The organism is Acinetobacter lwoffii (genome assembly GCF_019048525.1).
Lineage (GTDB): Bacteria > Pseudomonadota > Gammaproteobacteria > Pseudomonadales > Moraxellaceae > Acinetobacter > Acinetobacter lwoffii_K.
Genome location: NZ_CP077369.1, coordinates 1,082,268 through 1,095,605, shown reverse-complemented (window position 1 = coordinate 1,095,605; position 13,338 = coordinate 1,082,268). Strand labels below are relative to the sequence as shown.

13 protein-coding genes and 4 tRNA genes are annotated in these 13,338 nt (G+C 45.1%); all 17 read right to left on the bottom strand.

The annotated features are described in order from the left end of the window. Window positions 1-149: 149 nt before the first annotated feature. The 17 genes from I6L24_RS05125 to I6L24_RS05045 all read right to left on the bottom strand — a co-directional run bounded on the left by I6L24_RS05125 (window position 150) and on the right by I6L24_RS05045 (window position 13,317). Window positions 150-224 (bottom strand) — tRNA-Thr (locus tag I6L24_RS05125). Window positions 225-241: 17 nt separating this feature from the next. Further along, window positions 242-317, bottom strand: a tRNA-Gly gene (locus I6L24_RS05120). 38 nt (window positions 318-355) lie between these two features. After that, window positions 356-439: transfer RNA gene (locus I6L24_RS05115), tRNA-Tyr, on the bottom strand. 56 nt (window positions 440-495) lie between these two features. Next, window positions 496-571 (bottom strand) — tRNA-Thr (locus I6L24_RS05110). A 98-nt stretch (window positions 572-669) separates the two neighbouring features. Further along, on the bottom strand, window positions 670-2,163 hold the full coding sequence (gene trpE / locus I6L24_RS05105) for an anthranilate synthase component I (RefSeq protein ID WP_216986488.1): 1,494 nt from the start codon (window positions 2,161-2,163) through the stop codon (window positions 670-672). 108 nt (window positions 2,164-2,271) lie between these two features. Continuing rightward, on the bottom strand, window positions 2,272-2,940 hold the full coding sequence (locus I6L24_RS05100) for a phosphoglycolate phosphatase (RefSeq protein ID WP_005102820.1): 669 nt from the start codon (window positions 2,938-2,940) through the stop codon (window positions 2,272-2,274). Window positions 2,941-3,018: 78 nt separating this feature from the next. Continuing rightward, on the bottom strand, window positions 3,019-3,678 hold the full coding sequence (locus tag I6L24_RS05095; protein WP_004729299.1) for an FHA domain-containing protein: 660 nt from the start codon (window positions 3,676-3,678) through the stop codon (window positions 3,019-3,021). A 62-nt stretch (window positions 3,679-3,740) separates the two neighbouring features. Then, window positions 3,741-6,005 (bottom strand): type II secretion system secretin GspD, encoded by a 2,265-nt coding sequence (gene gspD, locus I6L24_RS05090; RefSeq protein WP_005102817.1) that lies wholly within the window; start codon window positions 6,003-6,005, stop codon window positions 3,741-3,743. Between the two features lie 38 nt (window positions 6,006-6,043). Next, window positions 6,044-6,898, bottom strand: a complete 855-nt coding sequence (locus I6L24_RS05085; RefSeq protein WP_086044202.1) for a type II secretion system protein N — start codon at window positions 6,896-6,898, stop codon at window positions 6,044-6,046. After that, the gene (gene gspN, locus I6L24_RS05080) at window positions 6,898-7,641 is read right to left on the bottom strand and encodes a type II secretion system protein N (RefSeq protein ID WP_005250453.1); all 744 of its coding nucleotides are present in this window, start codon (window positions 7,639-7,641) and stop codon (window positions 6,898-6,900) included. The genes I6L24_RS05085 and gspN overlap by 1 nt, the downstream gene beginning before the upstream one ends. A gap of 183 nt (window positions 7,642-7,824) precedes the next feature. Continuing rightward, window positions 7,825-8,151 (bottom strand): H-NS histone family protein, encoded by a 327-nt coding sequence (locus I6L24_RS05075; RefSeq protein WP_026055760.1) that lies wholly within the window; start codon window positions 8,149-8,151, stop codon window positions 7,825-7,827. Window positions 8,152-8,292: 141 nt separating this feature from the next. Further along, window positions 8,293-8,721: an acyl-CoA thioesterase gene (locus tag I6L24_RS05070; RefSeq protein WP_086044203.1), complete on the bottom strand. Its 429-nt coding sequence runs from the start codon at window positions 8,719-8,721 to the stop codon at window positions 8,293-8,295. Between the two features lie 8 nt (window positions 8,722-8,729). After that, window positions 8,730-9,923, bottom strand: a complete 1,194-nt coding sequence (locus I6L24_RS05065) for a hypothetical protein (RefSeq protein WP_005250450.1) — start codon at window positions 9,921-9,923, stop codon at window positions 8,730-8,732. 6 nt (window positions 9,924-9,929) lie between these two features. Further along, window positions 9,930-10,769 (bottom strand): hypothetical protein, encoded by an 840-nt coding sequence (locus I6L24_RS05060; protein WP_005105429.1) that lies wholly within the window; start codon window positions 10,767-10,769, stop codon window positions 9,930-9,932. Next, window positions 10,766-11,545, bottom strand: a complete 780-nt coding sequence (locus I6L24_RS05055) for a uroporphyrinogen-III synthase (protein WP_216986487.1) — start codon at window positions 11,543-11,545, stop codon at window positions 10,766-10,768. The genes I6L24_RS05060 and I6L24_RS05055 overlap by 4 nt, the downstream gene beginning before the upstream one ends. After that, on the bottom strand, window positions 11,545-12,468 hold the full coding sequence (hemC, locus tag I6L24_RS05050; RefSeq protein WP_216986486.1) for a hydroxymethylbilane synthase: 924 nt from the start codon (window positions 12,466-12,468) through the stop codon (window positions 11,545-11,547). Before hemC ends, I6L24_RS05055 begins: the two co-directional genes overlap by 1 nt. A gap of 108 nt (window positions 12,469-12,576) precedes the next feature. After that, entirely contained in the window at window positions 12,577-13,317 is a 741-nt protein-coding gene (locus I6L24_RS05045; protein ID WP_004278633.1) for a LytR/AlgR family response regulator transcription factor, read from the bottom strand. Between the last annotated feature and the right edge of the window lie 21 nt (window positions 13,318-13,338).

Genomic DNA, 13,338 nt, shown 5'->3' with positions numbered 1-13,338 from the left:
TAATCTTCCTCGTTTACGTCGAACACAATTCTGAGTAAAACCCAGCTCCGACATATCGTTTAAAAAAAACCGAACACCAAATACTTGAAAAGCAGACTAAATAGCCTGCTTTTGGAATTTCTTTGCAACAAAGTTGCTAAACTGTAATCTGGAGCTCTTATCGAGATTTGAACTCGAGACCTCTCCCTTACCAAGGGAGTGCTCTACCACTGAGCTATAAGAGCAAATATTAGTACTTCAATGGAGCGGGAGACGAGGGTCGAACTCGCGACATGTAGCTTGGAAGGCTACCGCTCTACCAACTGAGCTACTCCCGCACGATGTTGGTACAAACCACTTATTGAAGTCTTAAAATTGGTGGTGAGGGAAGGATTCGAACCTTCGAAACTTTCGTAGCGGAGTTACAGTCCGCCCCCTTTGACCGCTCGGGAACCTCACCATTTTTTACACTTACATCAGTGCTGTTCTTTACTTCACACTACCAAACCCCTAAGATGGTGCCGGCACACGGATTCGAACTGTGGACCTACTGATTACAAGTCAGTTGCTCTACCAACTGAGCTATGCCGGCGTTTCTTAGTGTTTCGTACGTTTCGTATCGGAACGGTGTGCAGTTTAGCAAAACTCAGAATCCTTGCAAGTGTTTTTTTCAAAAAAAACGTCAAAAACTCATAAAATCAAACCATTTGATGATAATTCAACCGCTTTGATCACTGCGCGAGCTTTTATTTGGGTTTCATTCCACTCAGATTCAGGATTTGAGTCGGCAACTAGCCCTGCTCCGGCCTGCACATAGACCTTATTTTCGCGAATGATACAGGTACGAATCGCAATCGACATGTCCATTTCGCCATGCCAGCCTAAATAACCAACAGCGCCACCGAAAATTCCACGTTTTACCGGCTCAACTTCATCAATAATTTCCATGGCACGGATTTTTGGCGCGCCTGAAAGTGTGCCTGCGGGGAAAGTTGCCTTAAAAACGTCCAGAGCATCGACATCATCACGTACTTCACCCTGCACATTGGAGACAATATGCATCACATGTGAATAACGTTCGATCACCATTTGATCAGTTACCTGCACTTTGCCAATTTTTGCAATGCGTCCCACATCATTACGTCCCAGATCAATCAGCATGACATGTTCAGCAATTTCTTTTTCGTCAGAGAGTAAGTCCTGCTCAAGTGCCAGATCTTCTTCTTTGGTTTTGCCACGTGGACGGGTTCCCGCTAATGGACGAACTGTGGCAATACCATTTTCCAGACGGGACAGAATTTCAGGAGAAGAGCCGACAATATGGAATGGCGTGTTATTTTCCAAGGTCTGCCCTTGCACCAGGAACAAATACGGCGATGGATTGAGATGACGCAGCGCACGATACACCTGTAGCGGGTCACCGTCGAAGTCAGACACCATCCGGTGCCCGGGTACGACCTGCATTACATCTCCAGCACGAATATACTCTTTGACCTTTTCCACCGAAGCAATGAAGTTGTCATGTCCGGTGAGGGACTCAAAATGTGGCGGCGTATGTTTTTCAGCTTTAAGGCTGATGGGCGTGGCCAGAATATTTTCCAATTCATTTAATTGTTCATGTGCTTTTTCATAAGAACCCGGGGCAGTGGCATCCGCATGTACAATTAAGAACAAGGTATCTTTCAGGTTATCAAATACAATCACTGTTTTAGAGAGCATCATCCAGATATCTGGCAAGCCGACCGGATCCGCTTCCGGCACATTTTTTAATTTCGGTTCGATATAACGCACCGCGTCATAACCAAAGTAACCGACTAATCCACCAGTAAAACTCGGTAGGTCCGGTAATTCTGCCTGGGTTGGCACCTTAAATTGCGCCTGAAAGTCGCGAATATATTGAAATGGGTCCGCACAGTGCTGCTTTTCAATCGAATCATCTGCGTGCTGTACCGTCAACTCGCCTGCATTGCAGGAAAATACCGTGGATTCACCTAGTCCAATAATCGAATAGCGTGCCCAGTTCTCACCACCTTCTACAGACTCGAATAAATAAGCCTGCTGATGCTGTTTAAGCCGAGCAAAAATAGAAAGTGGTGTATCGGTATCTGCCAGACGCTGACGATAAACAGGAATGAGGTTATAGCCTTGCGCAGCAAGTTGCTGGAATTGTGCTTGAGTGGTCATGCGGTTTTTCTCTTTAAATTAGGGTTACTCAGTATGTAAATAGAATTGAACTGAGCGACGCCATCGAAAAACCTTACAACTATTCATTTTCTTTCCTTAGTACGCGTATTAGGCAAGTAATTCTCTAAGATCATCCACAATCTGCTGTGGCTGACAATCTGCAATATTTTCACCATGATTATAGCCATAGCTGACTACAACACAATCAATCCCGGCGCGGCGCGCAGCTTCGACATCATTGGAAGAATCTCCAATAAGCAAAACCTGTTCTTTACTTACGCCATAATGTTCAACACAGTGCAGCAACTGGCGTGGGTGCGGTTTACGTTCAGTAAAACGGTCACCACCAATGGTATCGGCAAAATAATGAGCCATATCCAAGGTATCTAAGATACTGCGGGCAGGAAGTTCAGGCTTATTGGTCACACAAATCAGGGTTTTACCTTGGGCTTTAGCCCAGTCCAGAAATTTCAGGATTCCCGGAAAAGGAACGGTATCGACGCAGGGATCGACATTATAGATATCCAGAAAAGTCGTTAAGAGTTCCTGATGCTGTGCCGGTGTGACTTCACCCACCAGATGCTGGAGTACACTTTCACAGAATATCGACGTGCCCTTACCTATCCAGGTCCGTACCTGCTCTTCAGTTACCAGAGGCAATTGCAGCACATTCAGGCTCATATTCATGGCGCGATACAGATCATGTGCTGAATCCACCAAGGTACCATCCAGATCAAACAAGATCAGTTCACGCTTTTCTAATTGTGCAATAGACATCCCGACCCTCTTTTATAATGTGCGCAGCCACAAAAAAGGCATGCGCTATGCATGCCTTGATTGTAACCAATCATCAGCTTATTTGAACAACAACCAAGCCATAATTGCCAAAATAATCAGCACAATCACTGAAATCAAACCTACAGATACATTTTTCTGGGTTTCTTTTTCCTGTTCTACACGTGATACAGGCTGCTCAACCGGAATTGGGGTAGGCTCTGGTTTTACCGCATTAATGTCCACGCCTTCCGGAATAGGTGCCGGTTTTGGAATACCGACATTGGTTGGCATGCCATCACGGGTTAATTGTACCGTAGCATCACGATGTTTCAGTTCCGGCATTCCCTGATCATTCATTTGCTGTGCAGGTGTAGGCTCAGCGACTTCGACCTGTTCCACGACTTTTTCTGCCGTTGCTTCAATTTCTGCTGGAACCTCTACTGCAGCCGCAGGCGCCATTACTGAAAATTTCAAGCTGGCAAACTGAACAATGTCATCCTGCTTTAATAAGGTTTCTTGCGCAATCTGCACATCATTGACGAAAGTGCCATTCGATGAACCCAAATCCTGCACCCAGAGCGCATCATCCTTTAGTAAAAATGCCGCATGTTTACGGGAGATTTCCGCAGCCTGTAACACGATATCTGCCGCCTGATGACGCCCCACCAGCATGTCACGGTCAATGCTAATTTCCTGTCCTGTTAAGTCGCCTGTAATCGCGTGTATTTTCCAAGTCATGAAAGTTACTTCTCTGTTCTCTTTGACATTATCATAACATGCTGTCTGCAAATGCGAATGACTTAGCTTTTGGGTCTAAGTGTGGTTGTTGTAACGGTATTTTTACTTTTTTCTACCTGTTGGACGGGTTCTACCACTTGTCGCTGAATCACTGGTTCTATCGCTACCGGCGTAACAACTACATTGGCTGGCTGCGCCTGAACGGGTGCGGTCGGCACAGTTTGATAAGTCGAGTTTTGCAATGGCGTTCTGGATACTGGAATTCGCTGTTGATACACATCTTCAACACTTTCTGGCAGCTTGGCAAAGTTCCCGTCCGAATCGAGTGCGAGTTGCAGACTATATAGCTGACTATAGCGTTGTTGGGTCAGTTTACGCACTGCATTTTTATCGCCTACAATGGTTGGATGGATAAAAATCAGCAGGTTACGCTTCTGATTGGACTTACCTTCTGAACGGAATAAACGTCCCAAGCCTGGAATCGCACCCAGACCAGGTACAGCCTGACGCCCATAACTGGTGTTATCTGAGATCAAACCACCAAGGACAATGGTTTGTCCATGTTCGGCCAGAATTGAGGTTTTGATCGCTCGCTTGCTGGTGACCAGATCCTGTGCCTGCCCTTTACTGGCCTTGACATCAGAAACTTCCTGTTCCACTTCCAGGCGTACCGTACCATCTTCGCCAATATGCGGGACCACCTTTAAAGTGACCCCGACATCCTTGCGTTCAATGGTGGTATAGGGATTAGCAACTCCAGCAGCACCTGTAGACACTGAGCCTGTCACAAAAGGTACGTTTTCACCCACCACAATATAAGCTTCTTCATTATCCATGGTCACAATCGACGGCGTAGACAACAGGTTGGATTTAGTGGTTTCTTTGAGTGCCTGAATCATCGCACCATACAGACGACGGGAACCATCACTGCCTTCACGATAATCACCGAGTACCAGTGAACTGCCCGCGCCCACGGCACTTGCAGCACCTGCACCACCACCGGTGAGATAACCGGCCGCAATATTTTTCAGACTAGTCCCAAAATTATCGAAGTTCACCAGCCCAATCCCACTGCTGATATCACCCAAGGCCCATTGCACACCGAGTTGATCCGCATCGGTTCCTTCCACTTCAATAATCGCGGCTTCGATCAGCACCTGTTGACGACGGATATCCAGCTGGTCAATTGCTGATTCAATTTCTCGCATCAGTTGTGGATCCGCTTTCACCACCAGAGAATTTTGCGTGGTATCGGCAATAATACTGACGCCATTACCATTAAAACTGGTAATTCCGCCCTGCTCATTATTCATGCCGGTATTCAGCTGAATGCCTGAAGAGGTGTTGCTACTCGAACCCGTACTGGTATTGTTGTTATTTAAATTGCTGCTGGAACTGAGTGAAGACGAGGTCGAGGTTGTGCTACCTGAATTTGAATTACTACTGTTCACCGCCTGCCCGCTCACCAGCCCCTGCAAGATTTCCGCAAGATTTTTGGCACTGGCATATTTCAGACGAAAAACTTTTAAACCGCCCAAACGATCCGCAGCCGGCACATCCAGAGTTTCGATCACTTGACGCACCCGTTTGCGCGTCGTGGGATCACCTTTGATGATGATCCGGTTGGTACGAGTATCTGCAATCACCCGCACCCGTGAACCGCGGACATCTTTAGCTCCACCGGTGGCAGTCATGGACTCGATCAGTCCAATCATTTCTTCGGCCTGACTGGATTGTAAACTGACCGCTTCAATATCATTTTGACCGGTGCCATCCAGATTACGAATAATGGTTTCCAGCTGGTAAATATTGCTGGCACGATCCGACACAATTAAGGCATTCGTACCCGGCACCGCCGCCAAATGGGCAAACTGCGGCATTAAAGGACGTAATGCAGGAATCAAGTCATTCGGATTGGTATTTTCCAGCCACAACACTCGGGTCACAATCTGGTCACCACTGGCACGGCTTCTGGCATCATAGGGAATGCCTGAGCTTTTGACATTGCTGTCCGGAACCAGCTTGATGGTGTTACCCGAAGGAATCGCCACCACACCATTGACATTCAGTACGCCTAAAAACAGGTCATAGACTTCATTTTTATTCAGGGCTTTATTGGAGATGACCGTCACGTTGCCACGTACCCGCGGATCGACTGCGAAGTTTTTGCCGGTAATATCGGCCACTTCATTAATGAATGCAGTTAAGTCAGCATCTCGAAGGTTGATTTTCCAGGTTTGTGCATAACTCGCCGTACTGACCATAGCCATTAACGGTGCGGCCACACAGAATGCCCATGCTGATCGATTATTATTAAATAAAGCCATAAACTTTCGTGTTTCCTAACCCTATGCGTGATGACACATCACTTCAAATCTTGTTGTATGGTCATCACCTGATCACCACGTTTTATTTCGAGTTTGACCTGACCTTCACGTCGGGCCTGTTCCAGTAATTGTGCTTCGGTCTGTCCCTGGCTCAGCGTCTGGCCATTTAAAGACAAAATCCGGTCGCCCGGTCTTAAACCCAGGCGATTACGCAGTGCAGCCGGCGTCCGTGAAGTCACTTCATAACTACCATCTGCTGCACTCACCCCCATATTCTGTAAATACTGGTCTTTGTTTTCCTGCATCTGCTGGATGGCCCGACCAATTTCATTCTGTGGCGAAGGCTGCTCAGGCATACCACTATTAGAAGGCATAGCAGGCATTGAACTTGAAGATGCTGATGTTTCCGGCACAATCGGCTGATTCAAGCCATTTTCCAGACCTTTGAATAAGATTTCCTGAGTAGCACCTGTGGATCGACGCAAAATAACCCGATCCCAATGCACTTCAGCCAACTCAAAACCGCTATTGGCCAACATTTCCCCGACACGGTAACGATCGACCTGATCATTGATTTTCAGTACCGCAGAAGAGTTATAACTTGGACTGGCGACCATCACCCCTTGTAAAATGATATTGGCGGTTTCAACCACACCCGCAGACTGCCCAACTGCCTGAAACAGCGAAAATGCACCGATATTCGGAATTTGCGGCTGTTGCGAACCCAGTTCAACCCGATCCAGCTGCATGGCCTGGGGTGGAGCTATCAGCAACCAGAACAAAGCCGCCAGCTTCCAGCATAGATACAGGATGAGCAGTAACAAAACCACAGGTGCAGCACGATTGAGCTGTTTCAGTTCAATATTTTTTAAATCATTCAGAGAAACTGTCATCAATTCAAGCCTCCCATTAAGGGTTGGCGGGTACTGATCACATAGGTATCTAATCCGGCTTTACCTTCATAGGAAGGCGCATTCATTAAAAAGCGTTGGGTGAGCTGGATATCCAGCATCAGACTCGGATCAAGCTTGATATTCAGCATACGTTGATCGCGACTATCCCGAACACCAATTAACAGCTGTCCGCTTTCATCTGCGAGTTGTCCAGTCATGGCGGGTACATTCATGCGTTCCTGACGCTGGGCAAAGGTATAAATCAGCTCACCACCCACCCATTGCATTTGCCCGGCCACCTGACTAAAGCCCTGATCTTTTTTATATTTAAAATCCAGATCTTTAAACTGAATCGCAGTACTCGGCCATTGCCAGTCTGCAACTTTTTTTAAGGTTTCAGGCGCGACCTGCCCTTCAAGATTTTTGACAATTAAAGATTTATTCAGACCATAGGCCATGATCCCGGAAAGCTGGGTATTGCCACTATGCAAATCCATATGTGCTCCAACTCGCAGCAACAGCAAATCCAGCGGCCGTACTTTCCAGTTCAGACTGCCCCGAAGATTGCCTTTTTTCCAGTCCGCACTTCCCTGCCAGATATTTCCGTTTACATTATGCAACGTCTGGTTATTTTTATAAAATTTTGAAATTAACCAGGCTGCTGGCACTTGTAATACGACAAAAATAAAAAATGCAACAAGAGCAAGGATCAACCATCTTAAAGTTTTCGGTTTACTGCTCATCCCCACCACGACCAATCGCTCAAGTCCAAATCCCCCATTTATAATTTTCCCCTTATACCCACACATTATGCACACTTTTCTGCCAACGCCAATTCATAGATATAAAAAAACCAAGCAGGTATGCTTGGTTTAATGATCATAGACTGTCTGTATGACAGCCTAATGACCAGATCAAATGAAGGCTTAGATCAGGAAATCGTCCAGCTTTGCGCCTTTTTCCAATTCAGCCACCAACCAGCGCGGCTGTTTACCACGGCCAGTCCAGGTATCGTCCGGATTGCTTTTGCTACGGTAACGCGGTTCAACCGACTTACGTGACGATTTCTTACGCTTAGATGCACCAAATTCAAGTAACTGTTCAACCGTCATACCCACTTTCTCAGCAACTGCCAAGATTTGCTGATAAGCGTCTTCAATTTCTTGATCTTTTTTTGAAGCAATCAGCGATTCTGCTTCTGCTTGTAAACGTTTTAACTCTTCTACTGATAAATGCGTAATATCTGGCATAATGCTCTCCGAAAAATAATATTATTCATTTTATTAAATAATAGACCCATCATATTTATATTAAATAAAACATTCAATATAAAACCTTAAAGCAATAACAATAAAGTTTAAAAAAAATTACAAAATAAAATGCTTCATTCATTTTTAAATTTCATGTTGAACGCTTAATTCAAGTGCTTTGATTTTTTCGCGAATATGTTCCGGAATTTCTGTTTTCTGCATGGTCTTTTTATCGACACAGACAATCACTGCTTCTGAAGTAGCAACAATACTTTGCTGTTTTTCACTCCATAATAGATATTGCATTCTAACTGCACTATTTCGAATTTCTTCAATACGTGCTGCCACTTTTAAATGATCAGGAAAAACCACGGGTTTTAAATAACGGCACTGATTGGATGCCACTACGGTAGATACCGATTCAGTGAGAATTTCTAATTGGGTTAAATAAGCTAGACGTGCACTTTCGACATAACGGTAATACATGGCATTATTGACATGTCCAAAGGCATCCATATCGCCCCATGCAACTGTTTGTTCATAAATAACTGGATATTGTTTTAATTCTGACATCATTATTCTCAAGTCTTAATTTCTATAAAGTTTACATTCGATTCAAATACTGCATTTAACTGCTGTAGCAAGTCCTCCCGATCTTGTAAGGCAGCTTTAATTCTTAAATAACTCATCCGGATATCATCCGGATATAAGTCGAGCAATTGCTGAGCTTGATCTGTATAGCCTGTAGCTTGCAACACATGCCATTTCGCAAAGCTTAAAATCGGTAATGCCGGATATTTGGCTTCCCAGTGCGAAATCTGTTGTGCAATCGCATCATAATCTGGATTTTGCCGCAATAACTGTTGCTGGAACCACAAATAAAAGACATCCTGATTAAATTGCTGTTCCATTAAATGAATCGCAAGCACTTCATGCTCGGCACTCATTTCTGGCATTCTAAATAATAATTTCAACCATAATAATTTGACCGAATAGTCACGATCAAATATCTGAGGTTTTAAATCTAAATAACGTTGCTGTAAATAAAATAAATCGTCCTGTGTGGCTTGGTCATAGGCCAGTAATAATTGTTCCAGCCATGATTTTTTTACTTCTTGGTCTAAATGCCCATATTGAGTCGAGCGTAAATATAACCAGGGAAACTGCATGGCAAATACTCCCCATAATGCAACAAGGCGCTGCTCATAGGCTGTTTTAACCTGCATTAACCAAGGTGATAATTCATGCTGATTTAAAAACTCCAAATGGGTAAGTGCTTGTTCACCTTGCTGTTGTGATAAATAAATTTCAATCCGTTGCAATTCTGCCAATTCAAATGCCATGGGATTGGATTGGTTTAAAGCAGTTAATGCATGGGTATATTGCTGTTGTCCCCAAGATAAACGTGCATCAATAATATGCTTGAGTAAACCCGACTTGGTGAAAGACTGCTGAATAAAATCCCGCTGATCCTGAGCAGCGTTTAATAACCAGATGACTGCCAATTGTTCATAAGGGTGCAAGCGGGAAAAACTAAAGACTGTTTCAGTTTTACGCTGTTCACGGCTGCGATACTGCTTGATCGCATACCAGATGCAATGCATCAAAAAACTTACACTGACCAAGGATGCGGCCAAAAACCAGAGGGTGGTTTGTAACTGCCACTCGCGCCAATACAGATAGACATAGCCAGCCCCATGTCCATAACTCAGGATACTCAGCACCGCAATGCCAAGTAAGCAGACAAATAAATAGGCCAGCAGAATCTGTTTCATAAGCAATTAGCCCACTAGGGTGCGTGTGTTTAATAATGGAATCGGAGTAATCGGGGTGGCCTTAATTTGATTCAATTGCTGAATCCATTTTTGGCTCTGTGCATCCGGCAATTGCTCCAAGACTTCAATCACGGCATTCAGTGCTTGCTGAAAAGCGACGGATTGGTCTTTTTGCAAGGTATTTTGTGCGATGAGCAAGCGCAATTGGGCCTCTTTCAGTACCAGATGCCGTTGCATCAAGACTATGCTTGGCTGATCTGCGGATTCAATCTGAACCCAGCGCTGCCAGAAAGAGCGTTGAGTTTCTGGACGCTGACGATATGGTGTCCGAATTTCTTTTTCAATTTCAGTATCCATCTGCACCAAAACTTCTTTTACTTTATTTTGCTGCACTAATCGGCTGTTCACGAATTTTTTCAGCATGTCCTGATCTTTTGCAATTACTTGCTGCAAACTACTGACCAAGGCAGGCGCTAAAATATAATCATCCAGCTCATTGGATAACTGATTTAATTTCTCAATCGCAGTGGCGTATTGTTGCTGTTGCAGTGCAAATTCGATCAGATCCAGATGTTGCTGTACTAAGGCAATATCATTCTGTGTTTCATTAGCTACCGCTTCACTTACTGGCGCTTTTGCTGAAGTAGCCCTAGCACTTTCCTGCTGAGCAGAAATCTGGCGTTTTAAAGCCACGAACTGATCATTGAGATTGGCATTTTGCTGCTGTAACTGATTGATGCTTTGATTGAATTCAGTCTGTGCTGTATTCAGAACATGAAAGTCATAGCTAAGCTTGATGAGCCACGCCATACTCAAGATGAACACTACAATGAATAGTTTCTTCATGCGTTCCCTAATATCAGCCTCATTTTCTGCAAGATCGTATTTGCCTCTAAATCATCGACTTGTACGAATTGAAAACTTGCCTGATGCTGCTGTTGATATTCCCCAAGAATAGTGGCCAAACGTGGCCCCAAAACCAAATAACAGGCTTGCTGTATAAACTCCGCATTCCTCTGCAAGAGTATCAGCCAGTTTAACCAACTTGCCTCACTGGTGATTAGCACTGCAAAACGCTGCTGTGTCTTAAGCAGCGCCAAATTCTCTGCCAAAATCGTTGCCGTCGTTTTAGGACATTGCCGCCGGTACAAAATAAAGTTTAAAACTTTAATATTGCTGGCACGTAAATGATCCATCATAAATTGACGACCACCTTCTCCGCGCCAGAAAGCCACACCTGAACCAGAAGCCAGTTGCTTCAACACAGGCAATTGCAGCATGCCTTCCGAAGTTTCGACCTCAGGCACATGACTATGAATGCCATAGCTCGCCAGTGCCTGTTCAGTGGCTTTTCCCACTGACACCCAATGCACCTGCGCCAAGGCCGAGAGCTTAATACCCGCCTGTTGTAAATATTGCATGCCAATCTGAGCGGCCGTCGGACTGACCACCACAATAATCTGTGCCTGCTCCAGCTGCTGATACAAAATCGACAGCTCATCGGAATAAGGCATGGCATGCAGTTCGAGCAAGGGCAATTCCAGAACAGACACCTGTGCTGCCTGTAACTGTTGAGTCAAGCCTGCAGCACGATCACTGGGGCGAGTATTAATCAATAACATCAGTGTGAATAGAGTGCTTTCAGCAACTCGCCAGCACCTTGATCAAGCAGGTCTTTTGCCAGCTCTACACCCAATTGCTCCGCAGCTGCCATTTTGCCAGTATGCTGTGCCCGGAGCAAAACTGTTCCATCGACACTGCCCACACGACCTTCGATTGAAATCACACCCTCTTTGAGCGTGGCATAACCAGCAATCGGCACCTGACATCCGCCTTCTAGATAGGCATTAAAGGCACGTTCGGCACGTACACACGCATCTGTATCCGCATGCAGGAGTGGCTGAATCACGTCCAGCACCGTCTGATCATGAGTACGGCATTCCAGTCCCAATGCCCCTTGACCCACGGCCGGCAGACTGACTTCAGGCGTCAGAGTATGACGAATACGTTCTGCCAGACCCAAGCGTTTTAAACCGGCACTGGCCAGAATAATCGCATCATACTGGCCTGCATCCAGTTTAGATAAACGTGTGCCGACATTACCGCGTAAATCGATAATGTCCAGATCTGGACGCTGTTTTAAAATCTGGGTTTTACGGCGCAAGCTTGAGGTTCCGACTTTGGCGCCTTGTGGCAATTCTTCAAAACTAGTGTAGGTATTCGACACAAAGGCATCTAAGGGATCTTCACGTTCACAGATCACTGCCAGACTCAGACCTTCGGGCAAGGCCATCGGGACATCTTTCATGGAATGCACAGCCAGATCTGCACGACCATCCAGTAAAGCGGCTTCCAATTCTTTTACAAACAGTCCTTTTCCACCAATTTTAGCCAGTGGTGTATCTAGAATTTTATCGCCCTGTGTAACAAAAGTGACTAACTCGACCTGCAAACCAGCGTGCAAATCTTGTAGGCGCGCACGGATGTGTTCCGCTTGCCAAAGCGCAAGTGGACTTTGTCGAGTTGCAATTTTTAGGGTCTTCATAAATTTCAATAACAGTAAATGAGAACAATAGTCTAAACTTAACCTGCTCACTTGAAAATGCAAGTGAATTTATACAAGTTTCAACTCAATGCTCTCATTCATCCCCTGCTAAAGCTTTTGAATCCGATCTCGTAAAAACGGTAAATGTCGCCGACTAACCGCCAAACGATCGTCCAGCTCACGACAACGTACCTGATACTGACCAGAACTCACCACTTCCAGACCATCCAGATAATGCACCGAGATCAAGGCATTACGATGAATCCGGATAAACTGGTTCCCAAACTCCTGCTCTAACTCCTTTAAGGTTTCATCAATCAATACACTACCGTTTTTATGACGCACAGTGACATATTTCTGATCCGCCAGAAAATAATAGATATTTTCAACTGGCACCAATTCGACACCACGATAGGTCTTTGCCGCAATCTGCTGGCGGCTGATATTGATTTCGTCCATATTTTCTTTTTGTTTTAGTTGGCTCATTTGAGCTTGGGTAAGTTTAGTTAAGTGCTCTAAAACCTGTGCCAATTCCTGTTGCATCACCGGTTTAAGCAAGTAGCCTTCGGCATTTGATTTAAATGCATCCAGCGCATGTTGGTCATAGGCCGTACAAAAGACAATGGCCGGCATTGGATCCAGTTGACGCAAATGTTGCGCACAAGCCAGTCCATTCATTTCAGGCATTTGAATATCTAATAGGATGACATCGGGTTCGTATTGGTGAGCCAGATCAATCGCTTGACGACCATGGCTTGCTGTCGCCACCACATCATGCCCCAGTTGAGAGACCAAACGTGATAAACGCTCGACGGCCAAAGGCTCATCATCACAAATCAGGATGTCCATTTCTCCTCCTTACCCAGTTAA

Excerpts from the sequence above, each read along its gene's own strand:
- I6L24_RS05060 (WP_005105429.1), bottom strand. The coding sequence starts at position 10,769 with ATGAAGAAACTATTCATTGTAGTGTTCATCTTGAGTATGGCGTGGCTC.
- I6L24_RS05045 (WP_004278633.1), bottom strand. The coding sequence starts at position 13,317 with ATGGACATCCTGATTTGTGATGATGAGCCTTTGGCCGTCGAGCGTTTA.
- hemC (WP_216986486.1), bottom strand. The coding sequence starts at position 12,468 with ATGAAGACCCTAAAAATTGCAACTCGACAAAGTCCACTTGCGCTTTGG.
- I6L24_RS05100 (WP_005102820.1), bottom strand. The coding sequence starts at position 2,940 with ATGTCTATTGCACAATTAGAAAAGCGTGAACTGATCTTGTTTGATCTG.
- I6L24_RS05070 (WP_086044203.1), bottom strand. The coding sequence starts at position 8,721 with ATGTCAGAATTAAAACAATATCCAGTTATTTATGAACAAACAGTTGCA.
- I6L24_RS05085 (WP_086044202.1), bottom strand. The coding sequence starts at position 6,898 with ATGACAGTTTCTCTGAATGATTTAAAAAATATTGAACTGAAACAGCTC.
- trpE (WP_216986488.1), bottom strand. The coding sequence starts at position 2,163 with ATGACCACTCAAGCACAATTCCAGCAACTTGCTGCGCAAGGCTATAAC.
- I6L24_RS05095 (WP_004729299.1), bottom strand. The coding sequence starts at position 3,678 with ATGACTTGGAAAATACACGCGATTACAGGCGACTTAACAGGACAGGAA.
- I6L24_RS05055 (WP_216986487.1), bottom strand. The coding sequence starts at position 11,545 with ATGTTATTGATTAATACTCGCCCCAGTGATCGTGCTGCAGGCTTGACT.
- I6L24_RS05065 (WP_005250450.1), bottom strand. The coding sequence starts at position 9,923 with ATGAAACAGATTCTGCTGGCCTATTTATTTGTCTGCTTACTTGGCATT.
- gspD (WP_005102817.1), bottom strand. The coding sequence starts at position 6,005 with ATGGCTTTATTTAATAATAATCGATCAGCATGGGCATTCTGTGTGGCC.
- gspN (WP_005250453.1), bottom strand. The coding sequence starts at position 7,641 with ATGAGCAGTAAACCGAAAACTTTAAGATGGTTGATCCTTGCTCTTGTT.